Annotated in this window: 11 protein-coding genes and 1 tRNA gene; 3 read left to right on the plus strand and 9 right to left on the minus strand. The window is 69.2% G+C overall.

Annotated features, from left to right (window positions below; genetic code table 11):
* Positions 1 to 30 precede the first annotated feature (30 nt).
* On the minus strand, positions 31 to 6,024 hold the full coding sequence (gene pulA, locus EV380_RS06795) for a pullulanase-type alpha-1,6-glucosidase (RefSeq protein ID WP_423219043.1): 5,994 nt from the start codon (positions 6,022 to 6,024) through the stop codon (positions 31 to 33).
* A gap of 227 nt (positions 6,025 to 6,251) precedes the next feature.
* Between pulA and EV380_RS06800 the strand changes: the two genes are divergently transcribed.
* Positions 6,252 to 6,854 carry a GTP pyrophosphokinase gene (locus EV380_RS06800; RefSeq protein WP_130450244.1) on the plus strand — a complete coding sequence of 201 codons (603 nt, stop codon included), beginning with the start codon at positions 6,252 to 6,254 and terminating at the stop codon, positions 6,852 to 6,854.
* 118 nt (positions 6,855 to 6,972) lie between these two features.
* Here EV380_RS06800 and EV380_RS06805 read toward each other — a convergent pair.
* From EV380_RS06805 to EV380_RS06840, 8 genes are all read right to left on the minus strand, one after another.
* A tRNA-Pro gene (locus EV380_RS06805) sits at positions 6,973 to 7,046 on the minus strand.
* Positions 7,047 to 7,168: 122 nt separating this feature from the next.
* Entirely contained in the window at positions 7,169 to 8,704 is a 1,536-nt protein-coding gene (gene der / locus EV380_RS06810) for a ribosome biogenesis GTPase Der (RefSeq protein ID WP_102157841.1), read from the minus strand.
* A 43-nt stretch (positions 8,705 to 8,747) separates the two neighbouring features.
* A complete protein-coding gene (gene cmk, locus EV380_RS06815) occupies positions 8,748 to 9,422 on the minus strand; it encodes a (d)CMP kinase (RefSeq protein WP_130452116.1) in 675 nt (224 codons plus the stop codon).
* The gene (locus EV380_RS06820) at positions 9,422 to 10,537 is read right to left on the minus strand and encodes a prephenate dehydrogenase (protein ID WP_423219019.1); all 1,116 of its coding nucleotides are present in this window, start codon (positions 10,535 to 10,537) and stop codon (positions 9,422 to 9,424) included. Before EV380_RS06820 ends, cmk begins: the two co-directional genes overlap by 1 nt.
* Positions 10,538 to 10,616: 79 nt before the next feature.
* On the minus strand, positions 10,617 to 11,621 hold the full coding sequence (locus EV380_RS06825; protein WP_102157775.1) for a pseudouridine synthase: 1,005 nt from the start codon (positions 11,619 to 11,621) through the stop codon (positions 10,617 to 10,619).
* Positions 11,622 to 11,679: 58 nt separating this feature from the next.
* Complete coding sequence (gene scpB / locus EV380_RS06830) at positions 11,680 to 12,261, minus strand: SMC-Scp complex subunit ScpB (protein WP_130450247.1); 582 nt, start codon at positions 12,259 to 12,261, stop codon at positions 11,680 to 11,682.
* Positions 12,258 to 13,133: a segregation and condensation protein A gene (locus EV380_RS06835; protein WP_130450249.1), complete on the minus strand. Its 876-nt coding sequence runs from the start codon at positions 13,131 to 13,133 to the stop codon at positions 12,258 to 12,260. The genes scpB and EV380_RS06835 overlap by 4 nt, the downstream gene beginning before the upstream one ends.
* 26 nt (positions 13,134 to 13,159) lie before the next feature.
* Positions 13,160 to 14,059: a ParA family protein gene (locus tag EV380_RS06840; RefSeq protein WP_102157772.1), complete on the minus strand. Its 900-nt coding sequence runs from the start codon at positions 14,057 to 14,059 to the stop codon at positions 13,160 to 13,162.
* A gap of 241 nt (positions 14,060 to 14,300) precedes the next feature.
* Here EV380_RS06840 and EV380_RS06845 point away from each other — a divergent pair, with 241 nt between their 5' ends.
* On the plus strand, positions 14,301 to 15,887 hold the full coding sequence (locus EV380_RS06845) for a sensor histidine kinase (RefSeq protein ID WP_130450251.1): 1,587 nt from the start codon (positions 14,301 to 14,303) through the stop codon (positions 15,885 to 15,887).
* Positions 15,884 to 16,603, plus strand: coding sequence for a response regulator (locus tag EV380_RS06850; protein WP_130450253.1), 720 nt, complete (start codon positions 15,884 to 15,886; stop codon positions 16,601 to 16,603). Before EV380_RS06845 ends, EV380_RS06850 begins: the two co-directional genes overlap by 4 nt.
* Positions 16,604 to 16,632: the final 29 nt, after the last annotated feature.

Genomic DNA, 16,632 nt, shown 5'->3' on the forward strand with positions numbered 1-16,632 from the left:
GCGCGAACCCGGCTGCGACTCAACGGCGGTTCAGCCCTTGCTGCGCCGTGCCGCGTGGTATGCCGAAAGGCCCGCACCGGCGAGCAGGAGCAGGGCTCCGGCCGCGCCCAGCGCGATCAACCACCCGGGTGCCCCCGTGTCCGCGAGGTGCCCCGGTCCGGCGGTGCTCTGCTCGCCGGTGTGCGCGACAGGTTCGAGAGATGCCGCCGGCCCCTCCTCTGCCCCGCCCTGCCCGGCCGGGTCGGCCGACGGGGCTGGATCCGGTACGACCTCGGACTCGGCGGGTCCCTGCTGCTCAACCAGGACGACGGCGGTGCGCGCCGGGATGGTGAGCGTTCCGGTCTCCGCGTCCCACGTCGTCGACCTGACGACGTCGTCCGCCCCGTCGGCGAGCGCCTGGGCGAGTTCGTACTCGCGCCCGGCGAGCGCGTCGACTCTCTGGGCGCTCTCCTCTGGGGAGGCGTTGAAGGCGACCAGCGCTCCGGCCAAGCTGGGGTCGGTGTCCGGGCCGAGGAGGTCGTCGACATGCATGAGGACGATGCCCGGCGTCGCGTCGGGCCCGCTCAGCGGGAAGGAGACCTTCTCGCGGATGAGGTCAGCGGAGCCCAGCCGCAGCAGGCCGACTTCCTCGCGGGTGCGCAGCAGATCGAGCGCGGCGGCCTCGGCGGCCGCCATCGCGTCGGCATCGGGCTTGAGCGCCGGATCTTCGAGCAGGGGCGCCATCGAGTCCCACTTCTCCTCATTGTCGGCCGCAGGCGGCAGACCGGAGCCGAACGTGTTCTGCTGCCCGGTCCAGTCGATGCGGTTGAACCAGTCGCCGGAGTCGTAGCTGTTGCGGTCCAGGGACTTCGAGCGCAGCAGCTCGGTGCCGGCGTGCCAGAAGGGGACGGCCTGGGAGTACATCACGGTTGCCTGGGCGAGCGTGTTCATGCGCGCACGGTCGGCCATGGTGGTCTCCCGCGGGAGCTTGAACACGGTGAGGTCGTAGAGGGTCTCGTTGTCGTGGGCGTCCACGTAGTTCACCACCTCCCCCGGTTCTGACGCGTACCCGGCCGGGGACCCGCGGTAGTCGATCTCGTCGCCGCGTCGGATCTCGCCGTCGGAGGTGAACAGCTCGAAGTCGCCGAGGTTGCCCGCCAGGCCGAGGCGGACCAGGTCGGCTTCGTGTCCGAGGTCGGCCAGGGCTTGGGCGTCGGTGCCGTTGACGTCGTACCCGTTGGGGTCCGTGCCGAGTCCGGTGCCGAATCCCTGTCTGAACGTCGACGAGGAGTCGACGGGGCTGCCGCCGTGCACCGCGTCGCGCAGCCGGTCGTTGAACGTGCCGATGCCGGTTCCGTCCAGCTGTCCCTGCGTGGCCTGCTGGAAGCGGGTGTTGTCGGCGACCTCGCCGAAGTTCCAACCTTCGCCGTACAGGTAGACCGACCTGCCGTCGACGCCGTCGTCATCGAGAGTGAGCTCATCGAGCGCGGCCCGGACGGCCTCCATGTTGGCGCGGGAGTGGTGGCCCATCAGGTCGAAGCGGAAGCCGTCAACCTTGTACCCCTTCGCCCAGAGGAGAACAGCGTCAACCATGAGTTTCTCGGCGGCGGCGTGTTCGGTGGCGATGTTCTGGCAGCACGTCGACGTCTCGACCTTCCCGGCTGCATCGAGCCGGTGGTAGTAGCCGGGGACAATCCGATCGAGCACGCTCTTCTCTGCCTGGCCGGAAGCTGCGGTGTGGTTGAAGACCTGGTCGAGCACGACCTCGAGCCCCATCGAGTGCAATGAGCCGACCATGGTGCGGAACTCTTCGACGCGGCCGGCCCCGTGCGGGTCCGCCGCGTAGGAGCCTTCGGGCGCCATGAAGTGGTACGGGTCGTACCCCCAGTTGAAGCCGTCGCCGCTGGCGATCGCCGCGATGCAGGCCTGCTGCTCGCTCGAGGCCGGGCCGAAGGACTCCAGGTCGCAGTCCGGCACCGCTTGCTGGTCGCGGTCCTCTTCGATGGTCGCGATGTCGAAGCTGGGCAGCAGGTGGACCGTGGAGAGGCCGGCGTCGGCGAGCTTCTTCAGATGGGCTGTGCCGTCGCTCTCGGCAGCGAACGCCCCGTACGTTCCGCGCAGGTCCTCGTCGAGACTCGTGTCCCCGATCGAGAAGTCGCGGACGTGCAGCTCGTAGATGGCGCGGTCCACGTCGTTCTCGATCGGCTCGGCACGGGACGTGCGCCACTGCTTGGGCTGGTGGTGCGGGTTCTCGAGGCTGACGGCCACCGAATGGGTCGAGTTGGTGGTCAGGGCGACCGAATAGGGGTCGGTGACGATGTTGGTCTCGAACGTTCCGGTCTCGGGCACGAAGACCCGGACCTCCCACTGATAGCGGGAACCGTACATCTGCGGCTTGCCCCTGACCTCCCAGACGCCGCTCGCGGCGTCGTAGTCGGCCTTGTGCCGGGCGGGGTCGCCGCCATCACCCAAGACGAGCAGCGTGGCGGTCTGGGCCGTCGGTGCCCACAACCGGAAGGACGGGCGTTTGCCCGTGAAGACGGCGCCGAGCTCGACGCCGGCGAGCGCGTCCGCGTACAGGTCGTCGATCGCTCCGGGCGCCTGGATGCCCGTGTAGGCCGTCAACGCGCCCTCGTCGTCGTACCGGGCCAGGGCGAGCTGGGAGCGCAGGGCCGCGGCGACGTCGTCGCGCGCGAGCTCGACGCGCAGCGCGCGGTGGTCCGCCAGGTGCGGGAAGGCCTCGCGCTGGGACTCGCTCAACCCGCCGTCGACCGTGGCGAGCTCCACCGGTTCGGCGCCGTGGACGGTGTCGCCGTCGATCTCGAGCCCGGCGTCCGCCGCTGCGTAGAGAGCGTACCGCTCCCCTGTGCCGAGGTCGGCTGGAACGGCGAGCGTCTCCGCATCGATCCAGTGGGCTCGCGCCTCGCCGACGCCGGCCGCTCCCTGTTCGGCGGCCGCGACCTCGAGCGTGTTGGTGTCCAGGGTGTACCGGAAGGACACGGGTTCGCCGGCGGTCGCGGAGAAAGCGTAGTTCTCGCCGCCGGGGACGCCGTCCACCCCGTAGTTCTCATCCCACGAGAGGCCGTGGGCGACCTTGACCTCATAGGATCCGGCCGGCAGGGCGTCAGTCGTGAACTCGTAGACGCCGTCTCCGTCGCCGTCGTGCATGAGCGTGCCGAGGCACTCCGGCGCCCAGTCGGACTCGCAGCCGAGCTCGTCCTGCAGGGATCCCGGAAGCGTGACGATGGGACCGTCGGCGTCGGACTGGACGATGTTGTTGCGCGGGTCGAAGTAGAAGTTCACGTCGCCGCCGTCGTGCGCGTACCGGAGGTTGGCTCCGCCGGCGACGCCGTTGGCCCCGTAGTTGACATCCCAGCTGCCGTTGATGGCCGCTTTGTACTCGTAGTCGCCGGCGGGGATGTCGAATGCTGCAGCGTAGACGCCGGCGCTGGCCTCCGCGAGGCGCGCGGACTCGCACGCGGGATCCCAGTCGCCGGCGCAGTTCATCTCCGAGTTGTGGCTGCCGGGCACGGTCACCATGTCGATGTCGGTCGCCGGGCCCTCGGCAGGATTGTTTCCGGAGACGTCGTTGCCGACGGAGGCGTACGTGGAGGCGGCGTAGCGCTCGCCGTCCGCGTTGGTCGCCACCGCGCGGTATTCGACGAGCGTACCTTCGGCGAGATCGCCGACGTCGTGGAAGACGCGCGGTGTGGTGTCCTCGGCGACCCCGAGCGGAGCCCAGTCGTCGGCCCCGGCCACGCGCCAGGCGAAGCTGGTCTCCGCCCAGGCGGCCGCGCCCAGTTCGGCCGAGACGGCGGCGAGACCCTCGAGCCCTGCCCCCGGCGCGGGCGCCGCGAGGTCGAGTTCGAGTTCCGGGGCGTCGACCTTCCGGTCGGCTTTGAGGACGACGGCGGAGAGCGCCGGCACGGTCAGACTCGCTTGTCCGGTGCCGTCGGTCGCCAGGGCCGATTCGGTCCCGTAGACGGGGGTGTACTCGGCGTCGGCGGTCAGAGTCTGCACGTCGACGCTCTGCTCGGTGGCCGCGTTATTCAGGGCCACGACGTATTCGGTCTTCTCGTCCCGGGCGACGCGCGATAGCGCGTACACGCCCGGACCGTCCTGCGCGAACAGCTCGACCTGAGCGCCATCCGTGAGCGCCGGATGAGCCGACCGCAACGCGGACAGCTTCTCGATGTGCGCGTACAGCCGGGCGTCGGTGTCGAAGCGGTCGACGGAGCCGGCGTTCTCCCCGGTGATCAGAGGCTGGTCCCGGTACTCGGCGACCTCCGTCGCGAAGAGGGACTGCCGGGCGTCCTTGTCGCCGCCGGCCCCGGCGAAGCCCTGCTCATCGCCGTAGTAGACCACCGGCTGCCCGCGGGTGAGGAACATCAGCTCGTGCGCCAATTCGTCACGTTTGAGCGCGTCGCCCTGGTTCTGCAGGAAGTGCCCGATGCGGCCCATGTCGTGGTTCCCGAGGAACGTCGGAAGCGCGCTCGCCGACGAGCCGGGCGTGGTGTAGTAGTCGTCGCCGGCGTAGAGGTTCGCGAGCGCCTTGGCCGAGTTGCCGCCCGCATAGCCTGAGGCAGCTGACTGGAAGGTGAAGTCGAGCACCGAGTTCATGTCGGAGTCCCGCACGTACGGCGAGAGTTTCTTCGGGTCAGCGTCGTAGACCTCGCCGAACATGAAGAACTCGTCCCGCCCGTTCGCGTGGGCGTAGTCCAGGACTTCCCGGCTCCACTGCTCCCAGAACTCGAAGTTCACGTGTTTAGCGGTGTCGATGCGGAACCCGTCGATGCCCAGGTCCACCCAGTCCTGGTAGACGTCGACGAAACCGTCGACGACGTCGGGGTGCTCGGTCATCAGGTCGTCGAGACCGACGAAGTCGCCGTGCGTGACGGACTCGCCCTCCCACGTCGAGTCGCCCCGGTTGTGGTAGAGCGTGACGTCATTGAGCCATTCGGGGACCTTGACGTCGGCGTCGCGGGCCGTCGGCGTGTACGGGAAGGACGTGGCCGCGTCCAGCTCCGGGAATGTTCCCGTGCCGGCGTAGTCGCCCGGGTCGAACGGGTTGCCGTCGGCGTCGCGGTAGGGGCTCGTCGCCTGGTCGACGTAGTCGTAGACCCCCTCCTCGTAGTCGATGATGTCGGCGGTGTGATTGGTGATGATGTCGAAGTAGACCTTGATGTCGCGCTCGTGGGCGTCGGCGATCAGCGCCGACAGTTCCTCGTTGGTGCCCAGGTGCGGGTCGATCTGAGTGAAGTCGGTGACCCAGTAACCGTGGTAGCCGGCACTCGCGTCCTCCCCGGCTCCCTGGACGGGCTGGTTCTTGAAGCTCGGCGTGAGCCAGATCGCGCTGGTGCCCAGGCCCTCGATGTAGTCGAGCTTCGAGTGCAGGCCGGCGATGTCGCCGCCGTGGAAGAAGCCCTTGTCCGCGGGGTCGAACCCGCTCTCGAGCCGGTCGCTGCCGAGGCCGGCGTCGTCGTTGTCCGGGTCGCCGTTGGCGAAGCGATCGGTCATGACGAAGTAGAACTGTTCGGCGGAGCCCGGCTGCCGGACCGGGGCGGCGGCGAGCGCGGCGTCGTCCTCGGCGTACCCCTGGCGCAGGCCCAGGGGCACGAGGGAGGTGCGGTGGGTGGCGTCGTCGTACGTGAACCGCAGAGTGGTCTCCCCCGCAATGGTCAGCGGGATGTTCTCCTCCCCGCCGTCGAGCCCGTACGCCTCGTCCCAGGACCCGTCGAGCGCGACCTTGTACTCGTAGGCGCCCGCGGGCAGCGTCAGCTCGGCGCTGTAGACCCCGGCCTCGGACGTCGAGTCCAGTTCGGTGGCCTCGCATGCGGGCTGCCAGTCCTCAGCGCAGCCCAGCTCATCCTGCAGCGAGCCGACAAGCGTCACCGTGCGCTCCTCGGCGCCGGCGGGCGCCCCCACGCCTGTGCCGAGAGCCCCCAGCGCGACGGCGGGTGCAAGCGCGAACGCCCAGCGGCGCCTGCTGCGCGGTCGCGTGGGCGACTTCTCCGGGCGGATGGACGTGCCGGTCTGGCCGCTGATTTTCCTCAAGCCGATGCTCCGATGTCTTGCGGGTGTGATGGCGCACCGGGACACGGCGCGAGTGACTCAGACCACACTAGCTAGTCCATTGAAGCTCGGCAAGCGATTCCACTATTTACACATCGCTCATGAAAATAGCCTTGTTAATCAGCACATATTTTCTGAAAACGATTTCAGTCAGTGAAAATTGACGCTGTCGGATCCGCCTCAGCACTTACCCTGATGGCATGGACACCGAAGCCAAAGTCAAAGACGCGCTGCGGACCTACGACCGCAACCTCGTGGAGTACCGCGCACTCCGCGACGAACTCGAACGCGAGATCCCCCTGCATTTGCGCCAGTGGGGCGTCTCCTACTTTCGCGTGGAGGCGCGCGTGAAAAAGCGCGGATCATTCGAGACCAAGGCCCGCCGGGAACCTTCGAAGCCCGTACTGGACACCGTGGGTGTGCGCATCATGGCGTTCTTCCGCAGCGACCTGGCCCAGGTCGAGCGGATGACCCGCCGCCTCTTCGATGTGGTCGAAGAGTCCTACATCGACAAGGGCGACCTGCTCGGCCACGAGAGCTTCGGCTACCGCAGCGTGCAGTTCGTGGGCCTCACTCGGGGGCAGGGGGCCTTCTCGGCGTTCCCGGCGGGCATCGCGGTCGAGGTGCAGATCCGCACGATGCTCGAACACGTCTGGGCGGAGGTCGAGCACGATTTCCGCTACAAGCCCCAGAGCGATCCGCCCGTCCCGGAGATCAACCGCCGCTTCGCGCTCACGGCCGCCCTGCTCGAACAGGCCGACCGCAATCTCGACGACATCCGCCGCGAGCTCGAGGGCTCGTAAGGCCCGTGGTCTGCGTCGCCCGATACGGTTCCCGACAGACGGCTTGAGCAATGGCCGTCGTCGGCGCGTCCGGGCACGAAAAAGCCCCGGCGAGTAAATACTCGCCGGGGCTCGAACGTCGGGCTGACAGGATTTGAACCTGCGACCCCATCACCCCCAGTGATGTGCGCTACCAAGCTGCGCCACAGCCCGAAGTTTTCGCAGCGTTCTCCCCGGATCGAGCCGGGGTACCGTCTGCGAAAAGCTCCTCGAACACTCTACCCCACTTTCCGGGGTGATCGTGCCACGAGGACGTCTTGTGCGTGTCGGATCGACTACTTCTTGCGGCTGCGCTTCTCGCGCACGCGCATGGCGATCTCGATCGGCGTGCCCGGGAAGCCGAACGTCTCGCGCAGTCGGCGCGTGATGAAACGGCGGTAGCCGGGGTCGAGGAAACCGGTCGTGAAGAGCACAAAGCGCGGCGGGCGGGCCGAGGCCTGCGTCGCGAACAGGATTCGCGGCTGTTTGCCGCCCCGCACCGGGTGCGGGTGCGCGGCCACGAGCTCACCCAGGAAGGCGTTGAGCTTGCCGGTAGGGATGCGGGTGTCCCACGACTCGAGGGCGGTATCCAGCGCGGGCACGAGCTTGTCCTTGTGCCAGCCCGTCTTGGCCGACATGTTGACGCGCGGAGCCCACTCGACGTGTGCCAGGTCGCGGTCGATCTCGCGCTCGAGGTAGTAACGGCGTTCGTCGTCGAGCATGTCCCACTTGTTGAACGCGAGCACGAGCGCGCGGCCCGAGTCGATCGTCATCTGCAGGATGCGCACGTCCTGCTCGCTGAGCACCTCGTCGACGGCGAGGAGCACGACGGCGACCTCGGCCTTGTCGAGCGCGCTCTGCGTGCGCAGGGACGCGTAGTAATCGGAGCCGTGCGCCATGTGCTGGCGGCGGCGGATGCCCGCCGTGTCGACGAAGCGCCACGTACGACCGCCGAGCTCGACGAGCTCATCCACCGGGTCGCGGGTCGTGCCCGCGAAATCATCGACGACGACGCGCTCGGATCCGGCCAGCTTGTTCAGCAGCGAGGACTTGCCGACGTTCGGACGGCCGATGAGCGCCACGCGGCGCGGGCCGCCGCGCGGGACGAGACCGCCGAAAGCGGAGTGCTCGGGCAGCTTCTTCATCAGGTCGTCGAGCAGGTCCGCAGTGCCGCGCCCGTGCAGGGCTGAGACCGGGTACGGCTGCCCGAAGCCGAGGCTCCACAGCGCGTGCGACTCTGCTTCCTGGTTGAAGTCGTCGATCTTGTTGGCCACGAGGTAGACGGGCTTCTTGATCCGGCGCAGCATCTTGACGACGGCCTCGTCGGTCGCCGTGGCGCCCACCATCGCGTCGACGACGAAGATCACTGCATCAGCGATGTCGGCGGCGATCTCGGCCTGCTCGGCCACGCGGGCGTGGATGCCCTTGGCGTCGTGCTCCCAGCCGCCGGTGTCGACGAGCGTGAAGTCCCGGCCCATCCACTCGGCCTGGTAGGCGACACGGTCGCGGGTCACGCCGGGGACGTCCTCGACGACGGCCTCTCGGCGCCCGATGATGCGGTTGACCAGGGTCGACTTGCCCACGTTCGGACGCCCGATGATCGCGACGACGGGCGGCACGTCGCCGTCTTCGTCATCGAAGAAGTCGTCGCCCTCGGCGGCGAGCAGGGCCGCGTCCTCCTCGTCGAGGTCGTAGTCGCCCAGCCCGGCGCGGAGCGAGGCGACGCGCGCCTCGGCGTCCTCGTCGGAGATCTCCGCGAAACGCTCCGCGACGTGGTCGTCTCCCGTGGGCAGGTACTCTTCGCCGTCACCCTGGTAGGCAGATTCGGTCATCGTCACTCGTTCCTTCATCGTGGTCAGGCCGTGGTCAATCGCTCTAGTCTAGTCGAGAGGACCCCGCCTCGACTAACGAGAGCACCGCCTGAACGGTCTGCTCGAAGTCCAGATCCGACGAATCCAGCGTCTGCACGCCATCCGTGGCCGTCGTGAAATTGGACACGGTGGAGTCCTTGGCGTCCCGATCGACGACCTGACGGCGCAGCGCGGCCGCCTCGACCTTGCCCAGCTGGAGGCCGCGCCGGCGCATCCGCGCCTCCTCTGACGCCGTCAGCAGGATCCTGGTCTGCGCGTCGGGGGCCACCACGGTGGTGATGTCGCGCCCCTCGGCGACGACCCGCTCGTGCTCCCCGATCACCGCGCGCTGACGACGCACGAGTTCCGCGCGGGCCTCGAGGTTCGTCGCGACGGCGGAGACCGCCTCGGAGACGTACTGCTCGCGGATCGCGGCGGTCACGTCGATGCCGTGGATCAGGACGCGCTCGATCCCGGGGTCGGTGCTGATCTCCAGCTCGGCGTCCTTCACGGCCTGCGCGACGGCGTGCGCGTCGGTGAGGTCGGTACCGGCGTCGAGGCAGTGCCACGTCACCGCCCGGTACATCGCACCGGTGTCCAAGTAGGCGGCGCCGAGCCGGCGGGCGGCCTCCTTCGCGACGGAGGACTTGCCGGAACCGGACGGGCCGTCGATGGCCACGACGAGCCGGGACTGTGAGATCACTGGATCACCTTCCACTTTCGTTGAGTCAAGAATTCTGTGAGTTCGGCGCTGCGGCCCGGCAGCACCGACATCTCCACGAGCCCGACCTGGTGGCCGGAGGAGTGCTCCATGCGCAGGTCCTCGAGGTTGATGCCGGCCTCGCCGACGGCGGTGAGCAGCTCGGCGATCTGCCCCGGCCGGTCGTCCACGATCACGGTGACGACCGCGAAGGCCTGCGGCGGCGCCCCGTGCTTGCCGGGGATCCGCGCCTGGCCGGCGTTGCCCTGACTCATGAGCTCGGCCAGATCGAGGTGCGCGCCCTCCGCGTCCGGGGCCTCGAGCGTCGCGATGAGGCGGTTCAGGTCCTCGCGCAGCCCGTGCAGGATCGTGACGAGCTCGGGGGCGTTGTGGCTGAGGATCTGGATCCACAGCTTCGGGTCGGACGCGGCGATCCGCGTCGTATCCCGCAGCCCGTTGCCGGCCAGGGCGAGGGCGTGCGCGGGCGCGTTCATGAGCCGCGAGGCCAGAAGCGAGGAGGCGATCTGCGGGAAGTGCGAGACCAGCGCGACGGCGGCGTCGTGTTCCGCGGCGTCGAGCCGCACAACCGTCGCCCCGAGGTCGATCGCGACGTCGCCGGCGACGCGCACTGCGGCCGGATCCGAGGTCTCATGGGCGCAGACGACCCACGGCATCGCCGTGAACAGCTCGCCGCGGGCGGCAGCCGGCCCGGACTTCTCCCGGCCGGCCATGGGGTGCGTGCCGACGTAGCGCCGCAGCTGTTCCGCGCCCAGGCGACCGGCGGCGACGTCGTCCTGCAGGGACCGCAGGATGCTCGCCTTGACCGAGGCGATGTCGATGACCGTCGCGCCCGCATAGACGCGCAGGGCATCGGCGACGACGGCGGCCGCGACGTCCGGCGGCGCGGCGACGACGACCAGCTGGGGCTCCAGTGCGTCGCCGGGGGCGAGCACGCGGCCGGCCCCGATGTCCTGGGCCACGAGCTGCGCCGTCGGCGACGGGTCCGACAACCGGACGTCGACGCCGAGCCGGCTCAGGCCGAGACCGATGCTCGCGCCGAGCAGACCGGTGCCGAGCACCAGGACGGGCCCGCTCACGTGGTGTGCACCACCCACACTCTTCCCTTTCGCACGGGCGGATCCCTCCGCCGGTCCTCCTATTCGTCGGCGCCGTGTAGAGCGCCTCGAGCGGAGGTTACATGTCGACGGAGGCGAGCAGGTGCCCGACCTCCTGCGGCCCCAACTGGCGGACGACGCCCTGCTTCTGGTCACCCAGGCGCAGCGGGCCCATCTCAAGGCGCACGAGGCGCTTGACGGGGAACCCGACCGCGTCGAAGAGGCGGCGGACAACCCGGTTGCGACCGGAGTGGAGCACGACCTCGATCAGGACCTTGCCGGGCGCGGAATCCACGAGCTTGAAGGAGTCGACGTTGGCGAAGCCGTCCTCGAGCCGCACACCCTTCTTCATCTCGGCCCCGACGCCGTGCGGCAGCGGGCCCGCGACCTGGACGAGGTACTTCTTCGGCACCTCGTAGGACGGGTGGGTCAGGCGGTTGGCGAGCTCGCCGTCGTTCGTGAGCACCAGCAGGCCCTCGGTGTTCACGTCGAGCCGGCCGACGTGGAAGAGGCGCTCGTTCTTGTTCTTGACGAAGTCGGAGATGCACTTGCGCCCCTCCGGGTCCTCCATCGTGGAGACGACGCCGCGGGGCTTGTTGAAGACGTAGTACTTGAGCGTCTCGTTGAGCTGGACGCGCATGCCGTCGACGTGGATCGTGTCCCGCGTCGGGTCAACGCGCATGCCCAGCTCGGTCACGGGCTCACCGTTGACCTCGACGCGGCCTTCGGCGATCAGCTCCTCGCAGACGCGGCGCGACGCGACCCCGGCGTTGGCCATGACCTTCTGCAGGCGCACTCCGTCGCTGTCGCCACCCGGGTTAGCCTGCTTGGTCTCGCGCATCGAAGCGCCCTTGGGCTTCTTGCCCGGCGCTTTCAGCGCGCCCAGCTGGCGGCCGTAGCGCTCCCGGGCGAACGCCTTGGACGGCTGGCCGGGCTTGCCACCGGTCTTCTTGCCCTGCTTCGAACCGCCCTGACCCGCCTGGCCCGCACCGCTCTTGCCGCCCTTGTCGGCGCCCGTCTTCCCGGACCGGGGCCCGGGGGTGTTCTTCTTACCGCGGCCGGAGCCGCCTGACGGAGACTGCATGATGGTGTGTCCTTACGTTGAAGCGTGTCAGCGCCGCCACCGGTGGGCGACAGCTCTCCTAGGGGTTCGGGTCCAGGGCGTCGAGTTCCTCGATTCCCGGAAGGTGCGGCGAGAGCCGGGGCAGCTCGGAGATGCTGCCCAACCCCAATCTTTCCAGAAAGTACGACGTCGTCTGATACAGCACCGCTCCCGTCTCCGGGTCGGTGTCCGCCTCCTCGATCAATCCGCGCGTGGCCAGGGTCCGCATGACAGAGTCTACGTTCACTCCGCGGATCGCGGCGATCCGGCCCCGGGCGACGGGCTGCCGGTACGCGACGACGGAGAGCGTTTCCAGCGCGGCCTGAGTGAGCCGGGCCGTCTGCCCGTCGATGACGAAGCGGGAGACGAAGGGAGCAAAATCACGTCGCGAGAAGAAGCGCCACCCGCCGGCGACCTCGCGCAGCTCGTACCCGCGGCCCTCCAACGAGTTCCGGATGCGCTCCAACGCGGCGACGACGTCGGCCCCGTCCGCGCCCAGCACCGAGGCCAGGCGGGCCGCGGTCACCGGCTCGTCGACGACCATGAGGATCGCTTCGACGCCGGCCTGCAGACCGCCGGGCAGATCGTCCACGTCGGGGGCCGTGACAGGGTGTTCGCTCATGCCGTCTCCTCGCTCGCGTCCACCCGATCGGGGGCGTCGTCGTATTCTTCCTGCAACTGCTCCGCGCTCCAGCCGGCGCCGGCCTCGGACCAGGCCACGCCCAGGTCCCCCAGCGGGTCCGCCTGATCGAAGTCCACGACCTTGTCACGATACATCTCCAGCAGGGCCAGAAAGCGCGCGACGACGACGAGCGTCGAGTCCGCGTCGCGGGCGAGCTCCGAGAAAGTCAACCGGCCCTCGGCCTGCAGCCGATCGGCGATGATCGCCGCCTGTTCGCGCACGCTCACGGCGGGCGCGTGCAGGTGCTCGAGGCCGACCTCCGTCGCGGGCACGGGCCGGGGCGCGAGCGCCTTCTCCGCGATCGCGGCGAAGTCCTCGACACTCGTCTTCCAGAGCAGCTCGGGCAGCAGGGCCGCGAACTGGGGTTCGAGCCCGACCTGACGCGCGAAGCGGCCGCCCTCGGCATCGAACCGCTCGCGCAGCTCGGCTGCCACGGCCTTGAACGCCTTGTACTGCAGCAGCCGGGCGAAGAGCAGATCTCGGGCCTCGAGCAGCGCGATGTCCTCTTCCGACTCGACCTCGCCGGAGGGCAGCAGTCGGGCCGCCTTGAGGTCGAGCAGCGTGGCCGCGACGACGAGGAACTGCGTGGTCTCGTCCAACGCCTGGTGGCCGACGCGGCCGCGCAGCTCGCGGATGTACGCGATGAACTCGTCGGTGACGGCGGCCAGCGCAATCTCGGTGATGTCGAGCTGGCGCTTCCCGATGAGATTGAGCAGCACTTCGAAAGGCCCGGAGAAGTGCTCGAGACTCACGGCGAAACCTGCGGACGGCTCCGCCGGCCCTCCGGTCTGCTCCTCGACGCTCGCGCTCACGGCCTCGTCCCGACGCGGTGTTCGGGCTACGGCGCGCCGCCGCGCGAGATGAGTTCCCGGGCGAGGGTGCGGTAGGCCTCAGCGCCCGGGTGGTTGGCCGCGTAGCTCGTGATGGGCTCGGCCGCCACGTTGGCGTCGGCGAACTTGATGGTGCGCTTGATCACGGTCTCGAAGACGCGGTCACCGAAGGCCTCGAGCAGGCGCCCGAGCACCTCGCGCCCGTGCAGGGTACGGGCGTCGTACATCGTCGCGAGAACGCCGTCGATCGTCAGGTTCGGGTTCAGCCGGTCCTGGACCTTCTCAATCGTCTCGACGAGCAGCGCCACCGCGCGCAGGGCGAAGAACTCCGCGGTCAGCGGGATGATGACCCCGTGCGCCGCGGTCAGCGCGTTCACGGTCAGCAGCCCGAGCGAGGGCTGGCAGTCGATGAGGATGACGTCGTAGTCGTCAGCCACCTTGCGCAGCGACATCGCGAGCACCTGCTCGCGGGCGACCTCGTTGACGAGCTGCACTTCGGCAGCCGAGAGGTCGATGTTCGCGGGCAGCAGATCGACGCCGGGGACATCCGTGGCGATGAGGGCGTCGGCAACCTCGGTGTTGCGGTCCATCAGCACGTTGTAGACAGTCACGTCGAGGTCGTGCGGCTGGATACCGAAGCCGGCCGACAGCGCGCCCTGCGGGTCGAAGTCCACGAGCAGGACCTTCCGCCCGTACTCGGCGAGCGCCGCAGCCAGGTTGATCGTGGACGTCGTCTTGCCGACGCCGCCCTTCTGGTTCACCATCGCGATGATGCGCGCCGGTCCGTGCTCGGCGAGCGCTTCCGGCTCGGGGAACTCCGTGAGGGGTCGCCCCGTCGGCCCCGTCGCGGGCGGCTCCTTCAGCAAGCCGGCGGTGCGGGCGCGGGTACTCCCCTGAACCTCACTCACGGTATCAACCACTCTTCTCGTCGATTGGTTCCTGTTGTCGCTTCAAGGCTAACCCCGCCCGGCGTGCAACCGTCGACTAATGCTCCCCCGGCGAGCCTTGACCTTGAAGTAGAGCTGGAGGGTTGAACCCCTGCGCGATCATCAGAGACCTCATAGAATGCAGGGGTTCGACTCGCCCGTGATTTCGCCCTGCGGTTGCGCCCATACTGAACACAACGCATCCACAAGGAGGTGGGACCGAATGAGCCTGGCAACCCGGCTTTTCGTCTGGCAGCTCATGCTCGTCACGGTGCTCTCGGTCGCCCTCGGCGTGATCGGCTACCGGCACACCGCGGATCAGATCCATGAGGGCGCCGCCGCCCGCGCGTACAGCGTGGCCGCGACCCTCGCGCACGACCCGTTCGTCGCCTCGTCCGCCGGTTCCGCGGACGCCTCCGCCGCACTGCAGCCGTACGCCTTCGACGTCATGGCCAGCGCCGACATCGACTTCGTGACCATCATGGAACCGGACGGCACCCGGCTGACGCACCCGGACCCGCGGGAGATCGGCGGCACCTACCAGGGCACCCGCGAGCGGGCGCTGGGCGGAAGCGTGCACGTCGAGGAGCACGTCGGCACGCTCGGCCCGTCGGTGCGGGCCATCGCCCCGGTGCACGACGACGGCGGCACCGTCGTCGCACTCGTCGCCGTGGGCGTGACACTCGAGTCGATCAGCGTGGCGGCCGCCTCGGACATCCCCGCGATCGTGTTCGTCGCCGCGGTCGCCATCGCGCTCGGCGCCCTCGGCTCCTACCTCGCGAGCCGCTACCTGAGCCGGACCACGATGGGCTTGGGCCCGGTGGAGCTGCGCCGGCGCTTCACCTACTACAACTCGGCGCTGCACTCTCTGCGCGAAGGGCTGCTGCTCGGCGACGCCGGCGGGCGACTCGTCCTCTACAACGATCGTGCCGCCGACCTGCTCGGCCTTCCCCGTCTGCCCGCCGATGCGCGGGGCCGGCACGACTTCGCGCACTACCTGCCGCCGACGGTGCGCGAGTTGTTCACGAGCGGGCGGCGCGCCGAGGACGAGGTGCACGTCGCCGACGACCGCATCCTCGTCGCCTCGCAGCATCCTTCCGACGGCGGCGGCACGGTGACGACGGTGCAGGACCACACGCAGATCCAGTCCATCACGGGCGAACTGGAGACCATGCGGACCCTGACGAACGCCCTGCGCGCGCAGACCCACGAACATGCCAACCGCCTGCACACGGTCGCGGTCCTGATCGAGCTCGGACGCACCGACGAGGCGCTCGCGTTCGCGATCGAGGACCGGCAGTCGGCGCAGGAACTCACGGACGACGTCGTGCGACGCATCGATGAACCCTTCCTCTCGGCGCTGCTCGTCGGCAAGGCCTCCGAAGCCCATGAACGCGGCATCGAGCTCACGCTCAGCGCGTCGGGAACTCTGGCTGACGGCGCCGTCGACGCCCGGGACCTTGTGACGATCACGGGGAACCTGCTCGACAACGCCTTCGACGCCGCCGCGACCGGCGAACGCCGGGTCTGGGCGGACTTCGTGTCCTCCGGGGACGCGCTGACGATCACCGTCGCCGATTCCGGTGACGGCATCGACCCGGAACTCATCGAGCAGTTCCTGCGCTTCGGGGTGTCGTCGAAGTCCGGCGAGCCGCGCGGGCTGGGCCTCGCGCTCGTGCGGGCCTCCGTGCGCCGGCTCGGCGGGACGCTCGAGATCGAGAACGACGGCGGCGCCATCTTCACCGTGACGCTGCCTCTGGCGGCCGTGCCGTCGGAGTCGACTCCCGAGGCGGGGAGGGACGAGGCATGAACACGGACGCACAGTCTGGGGCGTGGAACGTGGTGATCGTCGACGACGAGCCGATCACGGCCGCGGCCCACGCGGACTTCGTGGGCCGGGTCGAGGGCTTCCGCGCCGTCGGCCGGGCCGGGTCGGGCCGCGAGGCGCTGAGCCTGTTGGAGGATCTGCACGCCGCCGGCGAGCGCGTGGACCTCATCCTGCTGGACATGAACCTGCCGGACCTGCACGGCCTGGACGTCGCGCGCCGGATCCGCGGTCGCGGCTGGACGGTCGACATCATCGCGATCACGGCCGTGCGCGATCTCGCTGTCGTCCGGACGGCCGTCTCCGCGGGCGTGACCCAGTACCTCATCAAGCCGTTCTCGTTCGCCTCGTTCCGCGCGAAGCTGGAGGGTTTCCGGCAGTTCCACAGCACGCTGGGCCCGACCACGTCCGGTTCCTCAGCCACGCAGGACTCGATCGACAACGCCTTCGCGGCGCTGCGCCCGCACACCGCGGTCGCGCTGCCCAAGGGCCTCATCACCGAGACCCTGCGTCAGATCAGCACCCACCTCGAGGCGGCGTCCGAGCCGCTCAGTGCCGCTGAGGTCGCGGAGGCGCTGAGCATGTCCCGAGTGACCGCCCGGCGGTATCTCGAGCACCTTGCGGCCGCGCAGCGCGTCACGCGGCAGCCACGCCACGGCACCCGCGGACGGCCTGAGTACGAATACCTCTGGAACGGCTGATGTATACAAAGTGAAGGATCTGAGCGAAC

This window comes from Zhihengliuella halotolerans, from assembly GCF_004217565.1.
In the GTDB taxonomy this organism is placed as follows: Bacteria; Actinomycetota; Actinomycetes; order Actinomycetales; family Micrococcaceae; genus Zhihengliuella; species Zhihengliuella halotolerans.